The following is a 20,077-nucleotide window of genomic DNA, read 5'->3' on the forward strand; positions in this document are numbered from 1 at the left end:
ACGGGAGCCGCCCGGAGTCGAGCCGTGACTTACTTGATGCGCACCCAGAACCTGTCTCCGTCGAGAATCCGGAATCTCTCGTAGAAGAAGTTCAGATCGTTGCCCGCATCCCTGTTGTGCAAGCGGTCGATCGGTTTGACGGAGACGTTGGTCCCGGCGGAGTAGGCACCCTCATGCGTCGTCGCGAAAGGATACTCGTCGCACTGCTTTCCGCTTCTCTCCGCCGCCGACCACTCGGTCAGGCAGAGCGTGTCCTTTCTCTTGCCGTTCTTGGTGGGAATATCCGACCAGCCGGCCGGCAGGTCCTTGTAGCGCGCGGCCCGATGCAGCGCCTTCGCCCGCGGGTCCCTCGGTTCCTGCAGGCGTCCGGGCAGGAAGTCCGCGTTCCCCGGAACGATCTTGTTGTCTGCCCGCGGCCTGGTGGTCTCCGGCTGGTAGAACGCCTGCCACACGTGGAGGGCGACCTGGCCGATGAGGGGGTCGGTCCGCTTCATCTGGTAGATCATCCGGGCGTACTTGAGGCGGCAACCGCCCTTGTAACGCACGATCGCCGGGCTGGTGTCGCAGTAGACATCGGGCGTGATCTCCGGCTGGAACAGCGGCACCGTGTCGATCGGGACCGTGGCCAGCGACGAGGTGACCTGGATCCACGGCCGCAGGCTGCAGGTCGCCGTCTTGTCGGGGCCCAGGCCGCCGCCGGAGCGGAAGAGGAACTCCTCGTACTTGTCCGACTGCCAGGACGCCATGCTCCTGGTCCGCTGTGCCTCCGACCTGGGGTTGATCTCCTGGCACTCGGCCGCGGTATGCCCCGGTTCCGGGGCGGCCTTGATGGTGGCCTTGATCGACGTCTGCGGCGGGGTGGTCATGACGTTACCCGCGGTATCGAGCCAGAGCGGCTGGCTGATCTTGATCCAGGCCTTCATGTCTCGTGGCCCGGTTCCGCCCGCCGGAGTGCCGTAGTGGTCGGGAATGGCGTTGACGCCGGCCCCGTCACCGACATAGGTGTGCATGACGGTCGTCGCGGAGAACTGGAAGGCACCCACTCCGACCCTGGTCTTCTTGCCCGCCCGGTCGGTCGTCTCCTTGAAGACCGGGAGCACCAGCCACTGGCTGTAGCAGTAGAAGTACGGGCGGACGTATCCCACCGCGCCCTCCGGGCGATTGGACACGATCCTGAACTGCTCGTTCTCGCACCACTCCGCGGTCGGGTGCCCCGACTGCAGGTCAGGGTATCCGTAGGGGAACTGCGCGGTCGCCGCCAGCGGGGCCGCCGCCGATGTCCCCGCTCCGGCGGACTGCTGTACGGCGAGCGACTGCCAGTCGGTCCAGGCGCCGGAGTTCCCCGAACCGGCGACGCGGGCGCGCCATCGCACCTTCTCGCCGTTCCGCAGCCGGCCCTTGGCCACCTGCAATGTCACCTGGGAATCGCCGGGCTCGGCGATCGTCTCGCTCGACCAGACCGGCGGGTCGCTCCCCGCCGCCCTTGCCACCTTGGCCGACCTGCCGCGTGCCACGTTCTCCCGGATGACCTCCACTTGCACCTTCGCCGCGCCATCGCGCCGGCCGGCGAGCCAGGCGGTGAGCTGGGGGGTGGCGGTGGACGCGACGGTGACGCCGCCCGCGGTGCGGCCGTTCCGCACCGTCAGCTTGGCTATTCCAGCGGCGGTGGCCGTCGTCCCCGTGGACCGCGCCGCGCTGCTCGCCACGGCGGCACCGGCGGCACTGATGGGCGTGTTCATGTCCGTCTGGATCTCGGGCGCGCTCTGGGCCCGGTTGTAGATCCGCACCTCGTCGATCAGGCCGCTGAAGTACTCACCCCAGTAGTCGTTGCCGCCGATCCGCAGGACGCCGTCGTCGGTGACGAGCGGGCCGGTGACGGCTTCCTGGCCGACCTCGGTCCCGTTGACGTACAGGCGGCTGGTGCCGCCGTCGTAGGTGACCGCCAGGTGACTCCACTGGCGCAGCGGGAGCGGAGCGGTCCCTTCCGCTCCGCCGGGGCCGCCGGCGTTCAGCAGCCAGGCCGCCGGGACGGCGCCGTTGGAGGCGTAGAGGCCGTAGGAACCGCCGGCGGCGTGCTCCTTCATCATGACGGTTCGCCAGCTTTCACCCAGCGCCGTGGGTTGCACCCAGGCGGAGAGCGTCATGGCGTTCGTCAACCGCAGTGCCGCCGCGTCGGGGACGGTGACCCGGCTGGAGGTGCCGTTGAACGACAGCGCCGTGCCGAACCTGCCGGTCGCCCAGGTGGTGTCCCGGGCCGCGCCGGTGTTGTTGCGCCCGGAGGAGTCGCCGACGGTCGTTCCGGTGCCCTCCTGCATGCCGTAGGCCGCCACCAGGCCCGGCACCGGAGTCGGGTTCCCGGTGGGACCGGGGGTGGGAGTGGCGGTCGGGGTGGCGGTGGGCGGGGTGGTGGCACCGATCGGGGTGTTCATGTCGGTGCGGATCTGAGCCGCGGTCTGGGCGCGGTCGTAGATCCGCACCTCGTCGATCAGGCCGCGGAAGTACTCGCCCCAGACGGAGTTGCCGCCGATCCGCAGCGCGCCACCGTCGTCGTGCAGGCCACCGCTGAGCGGGGTCTCGGCGGCCTGCTGTCCGTTGAGGAACAGCCGCAGGGTGGTCCCGTCATAGGTCAGCGCCAGGTGGCTCCAGGCGTTCACCGGCAACGGGGAGGTCCCGCTCACCGTCGAGGGGTCTTCCGGCCCGGTCTGCACCCAGCCGGAGGGCACCGAGTCGCCGTTGCCCGCGTACAGGCTGTAGGAGGCACCGGCGGCCAGTTCCTTGGTGATGAGACTGCTCCAGCCGGTCACCGTGACCGGGTTGACCCAGGCGGAGAGCGTCATCCCGGTGGTCAGCCGCAGCGGTGCGGCGTCGGGAACGGTGACCCAGGCGGCGGAGCCGTCGAACGTCAGCGCCTTGCCGTACTTTCCGTCGGTCCAGGCGGTGCCGCTGCCCGTACCGGTGTTGTCCTGGCCGGAGGAGTCGGTGACGCTCGCGCCGGACCCCTCGTTCATCCCGTAGGCCGCCACCAGCCCCGGAACCGGGGGTGGCGGCTCCGCCGCGGTGGTGAACGACCAGGTGTAGGGCGCCATGGGATTGCCCGAGGCATCCTTGCCCCCGCTGACCTCGACCCGGTACACCTTCGAGGCGGCGAGCGGCGACGCCGGCGCGAGGATCCACTGGGCGTTGCCGTTGTCGCTGGTCAGCGCCCCTTCCACCGTCGTGTCCGACGGATCCTTGACCGCGATCTGGACGTCGGAGACCGGTTCGTTGAACGTCACCTTGACCGCGGCGCTCGGCGGCACGTTCGTGGCGTCCCTGCCGGGTTCGACCCCGGTCACCGCGGGTGCGTCGGTGTCGGGCGGACCCGTGGTGAACGACCACGAGTGCGGCGCCGCCATCGGATTGCCGGCGGAGTCCTTGGCGCCCCGCACGGTGGCCGTGTAGACGGTGTCGCCGCGCAGGCTCTGCTGCGGCGAGAAGACGACGAAGCCGTTGCCCGGGTCCAGTGCCTGATCTCCGGGAACCGCGGTTCCGGACGGGTCGGCGAGGGTCAGCTCCGCTCCGGTGACCGCTTCGGTGAACTGGGCGCTCATCCGGGCGTCCACCGGCACGCCGGTGGCGTTCGCGGCGGGAGTGACCGCCTTCACCGCCGGTGGGGTCGAGTCCGGTTCGGGAGTGGCGGTGGGTGAGGTCGCCGGCCACGGCACCTCGGCCTCCACCTCGGGATCCTCGCCTGGCAGCGGCTGGAGCGCCTCCCGATCGACGTCGTAGGGGTCATCGCTGCCGCTGGCGGCGTTGACCTCCTCGGCGGTCCGGCCAGGGAGCTGCGGAATGCCGGAATAGCCGGGTATCTGGTCCGCCACCGCCTCTTCATAACTCGGCATGCGGTTGAGCGGCCTGCTGGAGCCCATCCACATGCTCACATACTCGGCCACGGCCGGTACGTACTCGACGACGAGCGCGGGCGGGTGCCGGTAACCCGGGTACGGGTCGCCGCTGTACTCGCTGGAGTAGTACTGGCGCCAGTTGATCGACGCGGTCTCGGTGGCGGCCCGCAGCACCAGCCCGTGGTTGGGCGCGCCCTGCTCGATCCAGGCGCGGGCCATCCCGGTGACCCGGTGCACCAGCTGCTCCTCCTTGGCGCACCAGCTGCCGGCGGCGGCCTCGTAGTTGTAGCCGGCCTTGTTGCCGCCTTCCATCGTGCTGGAGATCGAGGGCTGGTTGTACCAGCTCAGCCCGGAGGTGGTCCAGGAGGAGGTGACGCGGGCGGCCGCGATGCCCGCCCCGAGGGGGTCGCCGCACAGCTGGCCGTTGGGGCCGCCGGACTTGTAGTTCCACACCCAAAGGTCGGCGTCGACGACGGTGGCGCCCTGCAGCGCCGGGTCGTCGGTGTTGAACTTCAGGTACACCCGGGCCACGTCGGCGCTGGTGGAGGTGGTGCCGGCCCGCAGCCATCCGGCGGCGGCGTTGTTGGTGGACGGGCTGTTCTTGCTGACCCAGGCGTCGGTGGGCACGCCGCCGCCGAACCACTCCGAGGCGGCCGCGATCGTCACCGGGTAGGTCACCGCCGGGTCGGCCAGAAACTTCTGGTCCGGGGTGAACACCAGCTCCGAGGTCTTGCCGGTGGTCTCCACCCGCGCGGTGACCGGCGAGCTCTTGCCCTCCTCGGGGGAGGCCTCCAGCTTGGCGTCCATCGCGGTCAGCACGATCGGCGCGGCCTTCGCCTCGCCCTTGGCGTCCTTGAGCTGCGGCAGGCCGTCGGCCGTCTTGCCGAACCTGGTGCCCTCGGGCAGGGTGAGCGGCAGCCGTACGGTCACCGCAGCGGCCGGCCGGTGCCGGAAGACGACCTGGGAGACGAAGCCGTCGGCCTGTGCCTGCACCACCAGGTCGGCGCCGGGGGCCACGGCGTCCGGATAGGTGATGGTGCCGCCGGAGATCTTCGGTTCCGGCAAGGGCCGGGTGACGTTCAGCCCGCTGGTGCCCTGGCGGCCGGTCGCGGCCACCAGTTGCCTGGCGCCGCGCCCGCCGAAGGTCAACGGGGTCTTGACCCGGGCGGCGCGCAGCTTTCCGTCCTCGGTGACGATCCGGGTGTCGATCCGTTCCCAGGCGCCGGCCGGGTTCTTCAGCTGGACGGGGCGGGTGTAGATCTCGGCTCGCATGTGCTTGCCGTCCGGGTTGGCCCAGACCTTCATGGTCTCGGTGAACTTGGACGGCACCTCGACCGGCTTACCGGACTTGGCCGCCTTGTCCCAGGCGGCGGTCAGCTCGGGGGTGGCGGCCGGTGCGGTCGTGGACGCGGGGGACGGTGTGGGGCCCTCGGCGATCGCGGGCGCGTTCAGCAGGGAGAGCGGAAGCGCCAGCATCGTGAGCAGGGCGGCACGACGGCGCGTCCGGCCTGGGCGGCCGGACGCTGGTTGATGGGTGTCCATCACAACCCTTCGGGGCAGGGGGTCGCTGGTGATCTCTGCGCACCTGCCGGGGCAGGGCGCAGCGGCCGAGGAGGGCCTCCGCGACCTTGGGAGAGGTCTCGGCCGGAGCAGGCCTGGTGCCGCCGGCCGAGGAGCGCACGGCGGCGGGAAATCCGAGGTGGCCGGCCGTCGCCGGCGTGGTCGGTCCGCACGGTGTCATCGGTGCCAGGCTCACCTGGATCGGCTGGTCCTTCTGGACTGGCGCGCGCCCCTTTCGTCGGATCGCAGGCGACCGTTTCACCTACTACGCTCGGCGTGGATCACTTGGTGGTGATATCGCGCCGATTGACGCATAGGTGCAGTGACCGGGGCACCTGATCGGGCGCAGCTCGGCGGCGTTTCCCCAGGTGATGGGAGTTGCGGCGGGTTTCTCGGACCGGTTCGGACCGAAAGGCGGCGGCGATGAGCGAGGGTGAGGATGGCGCGGAGCCGACGCCGAGGCGGTTGTTCGCCGCCCGGCTGGCCGAACTGCTGGAGCTGGCCGCCGACCTGCCGGTGAAGAGCCTCGTCGGCGAGGTGAACCGGCGGCGGCCGGCCGGGCGGGGGCGGCCGGTGAGCGGGCCGCGGATCAGCGACTGGAAGCGCGGCCGCCACCTGCCGGAGTCGGAGGCGGCGTTCCTGATGACGGTCCGGGTGCTCATCGAGCATTGCCGGGGCCGGCGGGTGCCGGCCGGGCGGACGAGCCCCGGGCTGCTCGACGAGGAGCAGTGGCGGCGCTGGCTGCGCGCGGCCCGGTCCTCTCCGCCCGATCCGGTGACCGCCGAACCGGCCAGGGTGCGCGAGGTCGCCGCCGACGCCGGCGGGCGGAGAACCACCGAGGCCGCCGCGGCCGACGGGTGCAAGACCACCGGGACCGCCGAGGCCGGGCCGCGAGCGGCGGGCGCCGAGGCTGGGGTGACCGAGGCGGTGGCGGCGGTCCGGTCGGCGCTCGGGGAGTGTCCTTATCCGGGACTGGCGGCGTTCGGGCGGGCCCAGGCACCGGTGTTCTTCGGCCGGGAGAAGCTCACCGCGCAACTGGTCGACGCGCTGGCCACCCGGCTGCACCGGCCGGGGATCCTGGTGGTGACCGGGGCTTCGGGGGCGGGCAAGTCCTCGCTGGTGCACGCGGGGCTGTTACCGGCGCTGGCCCGCGGCGAGCTGGGCGCCGGATCCGCCGGCTGGCCGGTCGCGGTGGTGCATCCGACCGCGACCCCGCGGGACGAGCTGGCGCGCGTGCTGGCCGCGCCGGCCGGCCGCGACCCCGGTCCGATCCGGCAGGAACTGCGCACCGCGCCCGACCAGGCGCACACCCTGGTGCGCGACGCGGTGGTCGCCCGCACCACGGCCGGCGGGCCGGCCACCACCAGTGATGATCGGTTGGTGCTGGTGGTGGACCCGTTCGAGCGGATCTTCACGTTGCCGGAGGACGCCGAGTCCGGCGGCGCGGGCGGGGCCGAGGGGCAGCGGGCGGATTTCATCGCGGCGCTGCACGCGATGGCGACCCGGCCGTGCGGGCCGGACGGTACCCCCGCGGCTCTGGTCATCGCGGTGGTACGCAGTGATTTCCTGGCCGACTGCGCGGCCTACCCGCAACTGGCCGACGCGGTGCGGGACGGCCTGTTCCTGGTCGGCCCGATGAGCGGACCGGAACTGCGCCTGGCCGTCACCGGTCCCGCCGAGCGGGCCGGGGCACGCATCTCCCCCGCGCTGGTGGACACCATCCTCAGCGATCTACCGGCCGTCGCCACCGAGGGCCGGTACGAGGTGGGGGCGCTGCCGTTGCTGTCGGAGGCGATGCGGGTCACCTGGAAGCACCGGGAAGGGGACCGGCTGACCAGCCGCAGCTACGGGCTGTCGGGCGGGGTGGCGCACGCCGTCCAGACCAGCGCGGAGGCCGTCTACACCGCGCTGCCCGCCCACCTGCGGACCGTCGCCCGGCAGGTCTTCCACCGGCTGACCAAGCTCACCGCCGACGGGCGGGCCGTCCGCCGGCCCATGCCCTACCAGCGTCGGCCCGTCGCACGGCCCGGGGATCCGCCGGTCGAGCGGCGCGGAGGCGCAGATCCCGCCGATGTCGAGCGGGTGGTGGAGGCGTTCGCCGCGCAGCGGCTCATCGTGGTGGGCGAGCAGGCCGCGGAGATCACCCATGATTCGCTGCTGCACGCCTGGCCGCGGCTGCGCGGGTGGCTGCAGCAGGACCCGGCCGACCAGGCCCTGTATCACCGGTTGCTGGAGGACGCCGAGGACTGGGCCCGCAACCGGCGGCGGGCGTCGTTCCTGTACCACGGTGAGCGGCTGGCCTCCGTCCTGCGCGCCCGGCCGCGCTGGCAGGCCCATCCCGACCGCTACCCGGCCCTGCCGGACACCGCGGCCGAGTTCCTGGCGGCCGCCGCCGTCGCGCGCCGCCGGGCCACGGTGCTGCGCCGCACGGTGACCGCGGCCCTGGCCACGTTGCTGGTCATCGCGTCGACCACGGCGGGCATGGCCGTCAAGGCCCAGCGGGACATCAGCGGTCAGCGTGACCTTGCCCTGTCCCGCCGGCTGGCCGCCCGAAGCGAGGTCCTCACCCTCGGCGACCCGGCGCTTCCCGCGCTGCTCGCGGCGACGGCCTGGCGGATCAGCCCCACTCCCGAAGCCCGCGCCGCCATGCTCAACGTCCTCAGCCGCCCCCAGCGTGCCGTCCTGCCCGCCCCCTTCCCGATCTCGGCGGTGGCCTTCGGGACCGACGGGCGGACGCTGGCCAGCGTCGGGGACGGCCTGGCGCGGCTGTGGGATGTCAGGTCCCGCAGGCTGCTCGATGCCCCCTTGCCCGGCGCCACCGGCTGGGTCTCGTCGGTGGCCTTCAGCCCGGACCGGCGGACGCTGGCCGTCGGCGACGACGGCACGGTCCGGCTGTGGGACGTCGCCCGGCGCGTCCCGCTGGGCGCCCCGCTCACCGCGCACCGCAACGCCGTCACCGCGCTGGCCTTCAGCCCCGACGGGCGGACGCTGGCCACCGGCGGCTTCGACGGCACCGTACGGCTGTGGGACGCCGCCACCCGCACCCCCGCCGGCGCGCCACTCGCCGCGCAGCACGGCGCCGTCACCGCCCTCAGCTTCACTTCGGACGGAAAGACGCTGGCCACCGGCGGCTCCGAGGGCGCCGTACGGCTGTGGGACGCCGCGGCCGGCACTCCCATCGGCGCGCCGCTGACCGGCCACACCGATGCGGTCACCATGCTCTCCTTCAGTGCCGACCGGCGGTTGCTGGCCGGCGGTGGCCCGGACGGCACGGCGCGACTCTGGGAGGTCGGCACCCGCACCCCGATCGAGATCACCCTCCCCGGCCACCCCCGGGGCGACGTCTCGGTCGCCTTCAGCCCGGCGTCGCCGCCGATCCTCGCCCTCGGCGGCTCGGACGGCACCGTGCGGTTGTGGGACGCCGAGAGCCGCGCCCCCATCGGCGCGCCGCTGACCGGCCACACCGGCCGGGTCACCTCGCTCGCCTTCGGCCCGGACGGGCGGACCCTGGCCACCACCAGCGCGGACGACACCGTGCGGTTGTGGGACATCCGGCGGCACACGTCCATCGGAGCCTCGCCGGCCGACCGGCCCGGCCAGGTCACCGCGGTCGCCCTCGGCTCCGCCGGGCATGACGGGCACATCGTGGCCAGCGGTCACCTCGACGGCACCGTACGGTTATGGGATGCCGTGACCCGCACTCCCATCGGCGCGCCGCTGACCGGCCACACCGACGCGATCACCTCGATCACCTTCGGGCCCGACGGCCGGAGCCTCGCCACCAGCAGCGTCGACGGCACCGCGCGGCTGTGGAACGGCAGGACCGGCGAACCCATCGGCACGCCGCTCAGCGGGCTCACCTTCCTGGCCACCTCGGTCGCCTTCGGCCCCGGCGGACGGACCCTGACCGTCGCCGGCAAGGACGGCAACGCAGGGGCGTGGGACGTCCGGACCGGTGAGCCGGTCGGCGCTCCGCTCATCGACCGCCACGAACAGAACATCTGGTCCGTGCTGAGCTCCGACGGGCAGACCCTGGCCAGCATCAGCCGGGCGGGCACGGTACGGCTGTGGCGGGTCGGGACGCGCACTCCCATCGGCCCTCCGCTGACCGGCCACCCCGGCCCGGTGACCTCGGTGGCCTTCAGCCCGGACGGAACGATCCTGGCCACCGGTGGTAGGGACGGCACGGCGCGGTTGTGGCGGGTCGACACGCACGCCCCCGTCGGCACTCCGTTCGCCGGCTACACCGACGAGATCACCTCGCTCGCCTTCAGCCGGGACGGGCGGACGCTGGCCACCAGCGGCCCGGACGGCACCGTGCGCCTGTGGGACACCACGACCGGCGCCCCCATCGGCGCGCCACTCGCCGGCCACACCGATTCGATCACCTCGCTTGCCTTCAGCCCAGACGGGCAGACCCTGGCCACCAACGGCGGTGGCACGACGAGGCTGTGGGACATAGGGATGCCGAAGGATCTGTTCGCCGCCGTCTGCGCGGTTCCCGCCCGCCCGGTCACCCGCGCCGAATGGGCCCAGTACGTATCCGAGGTGGACTTCCGCCCGGTCTGCCGCTGACGCACGAACCGCCCATGGCTCCATGAGCCACAATAATCTCTGAATCCGATTCGCTCGGTCTTTCGTGGCGTTTCATGGCGATGCGACGTCCGGCCAGGGGCGGCTCGAACGGCTGGGAACGGCGTCATCCACCAGTGTCCTCGGGGCGCCGGAACTTGTCGGATCCATCTGGCGGCTTTCTCGGACCGAACGGGTCCGAAAAGGTCATCAGACCGTCTTCATCAGCGGAAATACCCTGAGTGCCGCTCGGCCACGTCGCTTCGGCGCCACACTCATGCGTCAATCGGCACGACACCGGCTTCGGGTTCTTCCCGTACCGCCGATATCCGATAGGGAGAGGAAGTGGGGTCGCCGAATGGACAAGTCCACCGGGCATTTACATAAGCAGCTGAACACCGTGATCCATCCACCCATTCGACTCTCGATCATCGCGATGCTATCCAGACAAAAGAAGGTCGAGTTCGGCAAAATACGTGATGCGGTGGGTATCAGCGCGGCCGCGCTGTCGAAGAACATGACACCGCTGGAAGCCGCCGGGTACATCGAGATCCAGAAGGGTTACGCGGGGAAGCGGCCGCGCACCTGGCTTTCCATAACAGACCAGGGATCGGCCGTGTTCCAACGGCACACCGCCGCGCTGCTGGCGATCTCGCGCGGCCTGGCCTGAGGAGAGAAAGGCCGGCCGGCGGCGGGCCCCGCCGGCCGGCCCCATCCGCGCCCGCGCACCGCCGGCGGCGGACGTCTTTCCGGAAGATCCCCGGCCGGCGCCGTTCACGTCGGTCAGGAGTCACCTGTCCACCCGCCCGCGGTACCCCAAGGACTGACCGCCGGATCGGACATCGGGAAGCCGCAGGCGAACGCCAGGAGAGGGCTCCGGACACCCCCGGGCCGGAAATCGGACAGCGGCACGCCCCATGGAACCAACCCGCCGAATATGGATCCGGCGAGCCCACGTCGGCCCGCTGCCAGCCACATGCTGTGCGCGGCCACCCCCGCCTGGTGCATGACCAGGCGGTGGGCATGGGCACCGGCCGTCGCGACGGCGGGCAGATCGCAGGTGATCACGGTCACCAGGGCCGCGTCGGCGAACTCGTCCTGCAGCAGCCACTCCCGGGCGGGCGGGAGAACCGCCAGGTAGTCGATCCGCCTCCCGGCCGGATCCACCGCGTAGAGCCCCGGCCGCAGCCCCTCCACCCGGTAGGCCGCGGCCATGATCCGCACGTCTGGAACCGTCGCCGCGGTGTCGAGATCGGCCCGGGCCGAGGAAGGGGCCTGCAGCACGCCGGCCATCGCCGCCTGGTCGATGCCGGTCGGGCGGTAGAAGCGAGTGGCCTGGCGCAGCGCCAGCACGGTCATCGGATCGATCGTGGGAGTGCTCGCCGGCGGAAGGAGATGTCCGGTGCCCCGCCCGGCGGAGGGATTCCGCCCCCGGGCAGGTCCGCTGTCTCGTCGGGACCGCGATCGGGCGATGAGGTCCTGCACGATCTCCTTCGGCCTGTACCCGGGAGTCCGATCAGTCATGGGTGACACCTCCTCGTTCCGGACCGATGCGTGTCCGGCGCAGCGTGAGCACGGCGGTGATGGGCGTCTGCCGGACGTCGATGTCGAGGAGGTCGATCAACCGGCTGTCGTCCCAGTCGGCGAGTGCGGTGACCCTCCATCCGAGACGTGCCGCGTTGAACGCCAGCTGCCAGGTGACGACCCCGGCGTCCAGGTTGATGATCCGATACCCGAAGCTCTGGTACTTGTCCACGAGCTTCAGGCAATCACCGACCAGGACCAGCACCGCCTCCGCCCGCGTCCCCGCCCCCGGGACGGCATCGACCAAGAACTGCTCGGGGACCGCGTTCCCGCCGCGTAGCAGGCGGTTGGCCACCGGATCGTATACGTGCACCACTGGCTCCAGCCGTACCCGCCCGGTCTCCAGGGGGATCAGGTAGGCCGTCTGGGAACCCAGGTTGCCACCGGTGGGAGCCCAGCGGCGGCGGGTGGGCCCTCGCGTCGTCGTCGCGGGAATGATCTCGCGGATGCCGAAGGAGAACTCCAGCAGGGCGCTGAGCTCCGATCCGACCTGGCCGGTGACGGTGACCGGCTCCCAGTCGCGTGGGCGGTCGAAGAACTGCAGCTCCAGGTTGGCGGTGCTGTAGTGGCCCTGATGCGAGCTGGCATGGATGTAGCGGCGCGGCGGCTGGGTGACCTCCTGCTCGAAGGCGACCACGATCAGGTCGTCGTGGTCGATCGGCTCGGTGCCCGGCAGGCAGTCAGGGCAGCCGGGGAGCTGGACGAAGGTTTCGATCTCGCACGTCCAGGCGCCGGCGTCGACGACGGTGACGGCCGACTCGTCGTACAGCGATTGCACTCCGGTCGCCAGGCGGCACACCTCGTTGCCCAGCAGTCCCGCCAGCAGGTCTTCCTGCCAGGCGGGGATCTTCACCGGCTCGGCGGATCGCGGCAGCGGGCGCTGCGCGAGGTAACACGACAGGCAGCCCGACCAGCCGTTCTCGAAGAGCGGACTGATCACGATGCCCGGATCGGCCGGCGAGACCAGGAACCAGCGTCCCCCGCGTGACCGCACCGAGGCGTCGAACACGCGCAAGCGGTCCAGGTCCAGCGTGCCGTCGTCGATCACGACGGCGATGGGAGCGGACGGCAGCGGCGCGGATCCGAGGTGCACCTCCTCCTCCTGCACCGACGGCACGCCGCACTCGCGGAGCGTCTCCACCAGTGTCGACCGTAACGTGGCGGGCGGACCCGCGACCACGACCGCCTGCCGTGCCAATTTCAGCGCGGCATGGACGCCGGAGGGATTGTCGCGGGTGGTGTCCACGTTCCGGCTCAGATAGCCGACCACGGCAGGCGGTACGGCGGTGCGCTCCAGGGCGCGCAGTTCTTCGGGCGCCGGGCCGGACTCCAGCATGCCGCAGGAGTAAAGCAGCGACAGCGCCGTCCGGACCACCTCGGTGGACGACAGACCGAGCATGCGGGCCAGTTCAGCCGTGGAGCGGCGGCCGTCCAGGAGAGGGAGCAGGCGCCGGACGAATTCGACGTGCCGGCCGGTGAAGAGCTGGGGCTTGGCGATGCCCTCGACGAGAAGTTCGCCCTTGCGAACCTCCGCGATCACCAGCCCGTCCACGACCTTGAGACGGTCCGGAAGAGACAGTTGCGGGTCACGTGCGAGGGCTGCGGCGATGTGCCGCGAGTCCAGAGCGCTTTCGGTGTTCATGTGCCCTCCTTCGCTCCGGTGCCTACGGCGGCGAGGTGGTCGGCCAGACCGCGCCACGAGCGGTCCGGAGCTGCGATCGATCTCGGATGGCACCGGGGACAGCCGTGCACGCCCAGCGTCCGGCCCCGCATGAACTGCGGCTTCGCCAGGTTCATGGCCCGGTAGGCACCGTGCGCCGCGGACCCGCCGCTGCGGATCGCATCCACCCCCCACTGCGCCAGCCCGGCGGCCGTCAGCACCTGGGTGGGAAGATGACCGCCGGGTCCGGCCGGATCTCGTGCGTAGAAGGCATGCAGGTCGGACAGGGCGCCGCCGATCACCGAATGCTGGATGGACCGGCGTTCGAAGCACTCGGCGCACGCCCCGGTCCCGTCGGGCACGGACAGCGGCCCGGCCCTGAGCCAGCGTGTTTCATGTACCACGGGGACGAATGCCGCACCCCACTTCCCGATCAGGTCGCCGATCTCCACCACCAGCGTCGAGTCGTGCCGCGAGGTCACCAGGACGTAGACGTCCGCCGGGGGCAGCAGGCTGGTCGCCACGCCGTGTCCCTGGGCGAAGAAGGTCGGCCGGTCGTCCATGTTCCGCCGCTGCAGCACCCTGGCCACGTCGGCCGCGAATGGGCCGATGGCGATGACATGTGTCAGGTTCATCTTGTCTCCGGACTGATCAGGCGAAGGGCTGCGGCCACGGATTCAGGTCGGGCTCCGCGTGCACCGGCAGGCCCATCCGTGCGGGGGCCTCGTAGAGCCGGGCGGTGCCGAGGAACCGGGCACGGTAGGCGAAGCTCAGCGGGACGAGTTCGGGGACGATGACCCGCACCACGCGCACCCCTGCCGTCCTGGCCTCGTCGGAGGTGATGTCCACGGCATAGGCGGTGCACCCGGCGTCCCGGAGCCTGCGCAGCACCCATGACAGGCGCTCGGCGGGGGACTCCGGAATCGAGGGGATCATGTCAGACAGCCGGCGCCGGCGCGGGGAGTCGAGGAGGAAGTCGAACGCCTGCGCGCGCTCCGCCGCCGCCATATGAACCGCCCCGTCGAACACGTCGAGGTAATCGTCCAGCGGCTTGTCGTCGGCCTCCCGGTACTGCATGGCCACCCGCCCGGAGGACGACTCCCGCATCACCTTGACCATGGCCCGCCGGGGGTCCAGCTCCGTGGCGCACATCACATATGTGCGAACCTTCGCCGCCCGTGGATCTATGTCCACGCTGTAGACCGTCGGGATGCCCAGGTCGGTCGTCCCGTCGAAGAAATGGGTGCGCAGGCCGGACCGGGCGGAGAGCTCCAGTGCCTCGTCGAGGACCGGATCTGAGACGTCGATCTCGATCTTCGTCAGGGCCAGCCGCTGCAGCCAGGTCAGCGCGATGCCATCTCGCTCGACGCACTCCAGCACCGCGCCCAGCAACGCGTTGTCGTAGTCGAAGTGCGCCGCCGTACCGGTCGAAATCGGCAGCCAGAACCGCTCGCCGCGGCTCACGAAGGGAATGTGCAGGTAGACCATGACCGCCGGCAACCACCGAGGTCGCCCGCTGATGAGGTCTACACCGCGTACCCAGCGCATCGGCGCGTCCGGGTCGGGTGCCAGCAGCGGGCAGGCGGGCTCGGCCAGCTCCGAGTCGGAACATCGCGGAACGCGGCTCAGGTCCAGCGCCTCGTCCCCGAGGGATCGCGCGCTGGCCCAGATGAACTGCTCGGGGTCCCACAGGCAGCTGGAGTAGCGCTCGATCGCCTCCACCGTGGCGGTCAGCCGGGCACCTTCCTCGGCGAGCCCGCTTCCCGCCCCGTCAAGGGCGCCCCAGGCCATGCGCTGGGGCGCTTCCGTCGTGCCGGGCAGGATCCGTCCAAGGTCGCCCATGGCCGCGGTGAACACCGGGAAGCGTTGCCGCCCGGTGGTCATCGGGATCCGGGTGACAAGGTTGACGAGGGCGCCTCGGGCGTCGATGAGCGGGTCCAGCCGCCCTAGCGCCTCCTCAAGGGTGGACGGCGGCGAGCCGCCCATCGGAGCGGTGCCCATTGGCGTCCTCCTTCGGTGCTCCGCCCAGCAGGGCGGCGAGTACGGCTTCGTCGGCCGGCGTGATCCCCAGCCGGTTGTTGTGCAGGTGCAGGAGGTGGAAAACCCACTGCCACGTGGTGAGCGACACGCCTGCCGCGATGGCCCCGGCCGCGGTGGCGCGGACCGCGTCGCCGTAATCCCCGGCGTCGAGCACCAGTTGCGGCGGTAGGCCGTTTTCGGCGGCCCGGATCGCGGGCGCCAGCCGGGTGGCCGCCGCGACCGCGGCCGCACGGCCGGCGGACGCGAGGGGCTCGTCCCGGCCCGTCCAGTACCAGAAGTACCTGGACCAGAACTGCTCCTCCGCACCTGGCAGGCAGTGCCGGAGGACGTTCTTCATCGTCAGCGCCGCAAGGGCCTGGCGCCGGGGACGGTCGAGTTCCTCGCACACCGCGCGCAGCGCGATCTCACTGGACCGCATGAAGCCGCCCTCGGCCGCATGAACTCCTTCGGCGCCGCCGTACCGGCGCGACTCGGGCTCGTAGAGCCGGACGTCGACCGCCTCCCAGTAATCCATGGGAAGTGGTCCCGGCAGGGACTCGACCGGAGCGCTCGGATCGCTCCGCATCTCCCGCAGGAAGCCGGGGAAGCGGCCGGTGAGGTCGGTGTAAACGTCGTCCAGGAGTGCGGCCGGCCCCTGAACGCGCAGCCTGATGTGCGGGCCGCCGAGGTCGAGGAACCGGAGGAAGAACCAGCGGCCATGCTCGCCGGCGGTCTCGAGCCGGTGGTGTGTCCCCGCGACCAGATCCTGAACCACCCCGTCCAGCCGCTCGAAGGCGCCGGGATAGATCGCACAGTAGAGCCAGGAATGCATGATCAGGACCCGTTCCAGCTCAGGTGGGCGACGTACTCGGTGGTACGCGGATGTCCGTCGATCAACGGGGAGTCGACCCCGGCCCGAGGGAGGGCCTCCTCCATGATGAGGATCTCACCCGGGGTGAGGGTGTCCAGGAGGCCCAGGACGGAGAGGGGCACGGCGCCGGACAGCCAGAGGGGCTTACGTGACTTGGCGAACAGGTCGGGTTCCGTCGTCCCACGGCGGACGAAAAGCTCGTCCGCAAGGCCGTGCGCCCGAGCCCACTCACGGTAGGCGGCGAAAGTCAGGGCCGGGTCGGGCGCCTTCAACTCGGCCAGCAGTTCGTTCGCGTCCACCATCCAGTGGGCTCGACGAGTGATCACCGAGCCGATGCGCTCGCGAGGCCGGTGCGTGACTCCGGCGGACCGCTCAAGATCGAGCAACAGTGAGGCGGTCCCCGGTGCTTCAGGCGCCGAGCAGTACCACGGGCTGGCGATGGTGGCCAGCACGTTGGCGGACCCGTTCAGGATGCGGCGGGGGACGATCCCCGAGTAGAAGGGGACGACCGGGCCGTGCTCGTCCGCCACGACCAGCGTTCCGGAGCGCTCGTCCAGCCGGATCCGCAACCGGTCCAGGGCCATCGAAGCTCCTGCGGGTACCAGTCCGCCGCCGACGTCGAGTGCCGGGGCGCGCCCCGTGCACCGCCCCTGGACGGGGTTCCAGTCCGCGGCCACGGTGAGTTCCAGTGGCCGCGAACCCGCCGGCACCAGATGTTCCAGCCATGCCTTCAGCGGATCTTCGAGGATCCCGGGGGCCGGCAGTTTGCGGAAGCGGGCGGCCACACCTCCTACGCCGTCCATTAGCTGGTTCAAAACGATCACCTGTTCCCCGTCTTCCAGGGTGGCGAGCTGGAACAGGATCGCGAAGGCGGGCCGCAGCGTCGAGGGGCCCATGCCGATGTCGGCGACCGACTCCGCGGGCAGCCTGATGTCGACGTTGCGCCGCAGGTGCGGGCCGGGCGTGGTCATGTAGTGGGCGAGGAACGCCGGCAGCGCCAGAGAATCGTGGACGGGCGCCATATGCCGCCGCCAGAAATCGACCGCACTCACGTACTGCGGCAGGACCCGCAGGCAGGCCGAGAGTCGTCGGCCATAACCGGCGAGGGCTTCCTCGACCCACTTGGGCAGCATAGGGAGGGCCTCGTTCCGGACGACATCTTCCCGAACCGCCAGGTCGGGGACCCGTGGCGCCGTGGCCGTGGCCGTCATCGCGTCGAGTTCGGCTGCCCGGCGCCTGATCCGCGAGACCAGAGCGGCTCGCACCCGGGGCGCGGCCACAGGCAACCTCAGGAGGCCTTCCCGCATGTCGCGAAGCGCGTCGGCCACTTCGCTCCCCATCGCCTCGGTGACTCCGGGGCATTCGGCCAGCGCGGTCATCGAGTGGTGGGGGTCATAATCTCCGGGGGCCCAGACCGACTCCAGGCGAAGCAGACCCGAGTCGGTCAACCGGGCCACCCGGGGCCAGCCCGCCTCCGCGTCCTCCCCGCGTAATGCCGCGATCACCTGTGCACCCGGCATGGCATGGGACATCGCGGGTGCCTGGCCGCGGTGGACGGTCAGGTCGGTGAGCAGATCCTCTCGCCAGAAGAAGCTGTTGGTCCCGGTGTGGGAGTACGTGGCGCGCAGCATGCGCCTACCGTCCAGACGAACCGCCGGGTGGTAGCGCAAGAGGCGGCCGGCGGTCTCGTGTGCGGAGAAACGCTGGAGGAGGCGAACGTACAGCGGCTGGGGCAGCGTCGCGACTGCTCGGTAGGAACCGCCCTCGGTGGTGCCTTCAGGGCCTTCGCCGCCGAACGAACCTACTGCCACCAGGCTGAACCAACCGAGAGGACTGGTCTTGACCGTCGCCCGCACGAGGTAGTTGAAGAGCGTGCGCACCAGTCTCCGCCTCGACTTGGCCCCGGCGACGGCCGGACCGCCCCGCAGCACGGCGGCGATGACCTCAGGCGCTGCCAGGGAGAGGGCCCGGAGCATCTCATCCGTGCGAGCCTGCTCGAACAGTCCGGCTTCGAGTTCGGCGAGCTCCGCCGCGAAGATCTCCAGGTAGGCCGCGCCGGTCGCCTCGGAGCCCTCCAGGCACGCCAGCCATCGGGCCAGCGCCAGGCGTGCGTCCGGCGCGAGCCGGTCGGCGATCCGGTCGCGTGCCTCCGCGGTGATCCGCGGGAGGCGGCCATTGTGCACGTCCCTGCGGAGGCTCACTGCGGCACGGCGCTCAGCCGCGGGCAGGGTGGGCACGAGTTCGTACAAGGCGTCGGTCAGCGGGGCGGCGAGTTTCGCGGCCTGGGACCTGAGCACCCGGGCCTCGTCGAGCGTGGCCAGCGAGCGATTCGCGCGGAGCCGTGATGGCCCGGTCGCCGCGTACCCGGAGCAGCGGATGACGACGAAGGGGGCGATGGTCGCCGATTCCTGAAATGTCATGTCGATCCTCCGACGGAGGCGACGAAGCGAGCGACGAACAAGGCCATTACCCCTAGGTAGGCGACTGCCAGCACGCCGTATCCCAGGTACAGCAGGCGAAGCCGGCGACTGGCGGTCTTGTGATGATGCGAGAAGGGCGTGCGCAGGACGATGCTCAACAGGTATTGGATCGCCCTGCGACGGAACGAGTGGTGGCCGGTCGCCGCTTCGAGCGCGTGTAAGCCGTCACTCGGCAACAACGGGTTGACGTCGTTGGCCAAGGTCAGCAGGAGGGTGTAGGCGACCGCCGCGGCGAGCGCGCGGAGTGTGGGGTCGTCAGTGGCGAAGGCCAGAGTTCCGGCCACACCGGCGTTCAGGGCATCGATGATGATTCCTGACATGGTGATGACCACCAGCGGTGTCCGGCGGTCGAGCCGGTAAGCATGTGAGCGATCGACGTAAGGCCGGGGCAGGAACCAGAACCAGAAGGCGATCCCGGCCTCGGGCACCGTGACACCGTAGTACCGGCACGACAGCCAGTGGCCGGCCTCGTGCGCCATCAAGTGAAGCAGCAGAATGAACGGCACCGCGATCGAGGCGGTACCGAGGGCCCGGACGTCGAGCAGTCGGATCGCCGCTGCCGCGGCCACACCGGTCGCCGCCATGGCGACCACGCATACGAGGGCTCCGGCGACCGTCCGGGCCCGGCTCCGGGATGTCCCGGGCCTGCCCGCGGCGGCCGGTGGAGCGGAGTCGCGCACCAGGACCAGGCGCCGCATGGGAATCTCCGCCAGGCCGCGGGCGGCTCTATTGCGCAGCCCTTCCGCCGCAGGCGCGACATCCAGCAGTCCTATCCCGCGGATCTCCGACAGGAAACCCGCAACGGTTCTCGCGGCGACCGACTCCTCTACCTGAAAAACGCGCGAGACCTGCCGCGACAGAAAGCGGGGGGTCACCCCCTCCTGCAAATACCTGATGAACATCCGCGAACTACGGCCGAGCCGGAAATAACGACCGCTGTCCGCCCGGTAGAGCAACAGGCCCGATTCGTTCTCGGCGACGATTTCCACTGACGGTGCGAAGGCGACCGGGAGATCCCAGGCCAACTGCGCATCACCCGCCGGAGCGGACCTGGAATCGAGGCGCGACATCGGACTGGGACCTCCCCTCTGACCGATCCTCAGACTCAGCCGGTGATGGACGATCCGGCGCTGGAAACGCTGCTCGCGCTGCTGCACGTGCCGGTGGAGAAGGTGAAGGCACTGCTCAGGCTCGAACCGAACGAACGACCGGCTTCCATCTCGTCACCCGAGAGTTCGCGAGCGAAGAGCTCGAAATCCGCGGCGAAATCGGGGGCGAGGCCGTGATCCTGCATGACGAATCCCTTCCTTTCCAATTGCCATTCTGTGGACAAATGCAGTCTTGCATGCGCCGGCAGATCAGGTGAAGTGTGACGTGAATCACAAATACAGGTCTCAGAAATTACTATCGGCTGGGCAATTGATTCCGCCTGCGGAACCAATTGCCC

Annotated in this window: 11 protein-coding genes; 2 read left to right on the forward strand and 9 right to left on the reverse strand. The window is 70.8% G+C overall.

The annotated features are described in order from the left end of the window. Positions 1-29: 29 nt before the first annotated feature. Positions 30-5,360 (reverse strand): LamG-like jellyroll fold domain-containing protein, encoded by a 5,331-nt coding sequence (locus Sru01_RS31765; protein WP_203993562.1) that lies wholly within the window; start codon positions 5,358-5,360, stop codon positions 30-32. A 507-nt stretch (positions 5,361-5,867) separates the two neighbouring features. On the opposite strand from Sru01_RS31765, the gene Sru01_RS31770 reads away from it, so the two are divergent. Together Sru01_RS31770 and Sru01_RS31775 are read left to right on the forward strand one after the other, a co-directional pair. Continuing rightward, positions 5,868-10,019: an nSTAND1 domain-containing NTPase gene (locus Sru01_RS31770; protein ID WP_203993564.1), complete on the forward strand. Its 4,152-nt coding sequence runs from the start codon at positions 5,868-5,870 to the stop codon at positions 10,017-10,019. 355 nt (positions 10,020-10,374) lie between these two features. Then, positions 10,375-10,686, forward strand: coding sequence for a winged helix-turn-helix domain-containing protein (locus Sru01_RS31775; RefSeq protein ID WP_203993566.1), 312 nt, complete (start codon positions 10,375-10,377; stop codon positions 10,684-10,686). Between the two features lie 113 nt (positions 10,687-10,799). Here Sru01_RS31775 and Sru01_RS31780 read toward each other — a convergent pair whose 3' ends face one another. The 8 genes from Sru01_RS31780 to Sru01_RS31815 form a co-directional block, all read right to left on the reverse strand. Continuing rightward, a complete protein-coding gene (locus Sru01_RS31780) occupies positions 10,800-11,375 on the reverse strand; it encodes a hypothetical protein (protein WP_203993568.1) in 576 nt (191 codons plus the stop codon). A gap of 157 nt (positions 11,376-11,532) precedes the next feature. Further along, on the reverse strand, positions 11,533-13,242 hold the full coding sequence (locus Sru01_RS31785; protein ID WP_203993572.1) for a nitroreductase family protein: 1,710 nt from the start codon (positions 13,240-13,242) through the stop codon (positions 11,533-11,535). Then, on the reverse strand, positions 13,239-13,895 hold the full coding sequence (locus Sru01_RS31790; protein WP_203993574.1) for a hypothetical protein: 657 nt from the start codon (positions 13,893-13,895) through the stop codon (positions 13,239-13,241). The genes Sru01_RS31785 and Sru01_RS31790 overlap by 4 nt, the downstream gene beginning before the upstream one ends. Before the next feature lie 16 nt (positions 13,896-13,911). Further along, on the reverse strand, positions 13,912-15,261 hold the full coding sequence (locus Sru01_RS31795; RefSeq protein ID WP_203993576.1) for a YcaO-like family protein: 1,350 nt from the start codon (positions 15,259-15,261) through the stop codon (positions 13,912-13,914). Then, positions 15,218-16,111, reverse strand: a complete 894-nt coding sequence (locus tag Sru01_RS31800) for a thiopeptide-type bacteriocin biosynthesis protein (RefSeq protein WP_203993578.1) — start codon at positions 16,109-16,111, stop codon at positions 15,218-15,220. Before Sru01_RS31800 ends, Sru01_RS31795 begins: the two co-directional genes overlap by 44 nt. A gap of 2 nt (positions 16,112-16,113) precedes the next feature. Next, positions 16,114-18,570 carry a lantibiotic dehydratase gene (locus Sru01_RS31805; RefSeq protein ID WP_203993584.1) on the reverse strand — a complete coding sequence of 819 codons (2,457 nt, stop codon included), beginning with the start codon at positions 18,568-18,570 and terminating at the stop codon, positions 16,114-16,116. Next, positions 18,567-19,700 carry a hypothetical protein gene (locus Sru01_RS31810; RefSeq protein ID WP_203993585.1) on the reverse strand — a complete coding sequence of 378 codons (1,134 nt, stop codon included), beginning with the start codon at positions 19,698-19,700 and terminating at the stop codon, positions 18,567-18,569. Before Sru01_RS31810 ends, Sru01_RS31805 begins: the two co-directional genes overlap by 4 nt. A gap of 35 nt (positions 19,701-19,735) precedes the next feature. Next, positions 19,736-20,077, reverse strand: a 342-nt coding sequence (locus Sru01_RS31815; protein ID WP_203993588.1) for a hypothetical protein, incomplete at its 5' end; no start/stop codon positions are given.

It is taken from the genome of Sphaerisporangium rufum, assembly GCF_016863395.1.
Taxonomy (GTDB): Bacteria; Actinomycetota; Actinomycetes; order Streptosporangiales; family Streptosporangiaceae; genus Sphaerisporangium; species Sphaerisporangium rufum.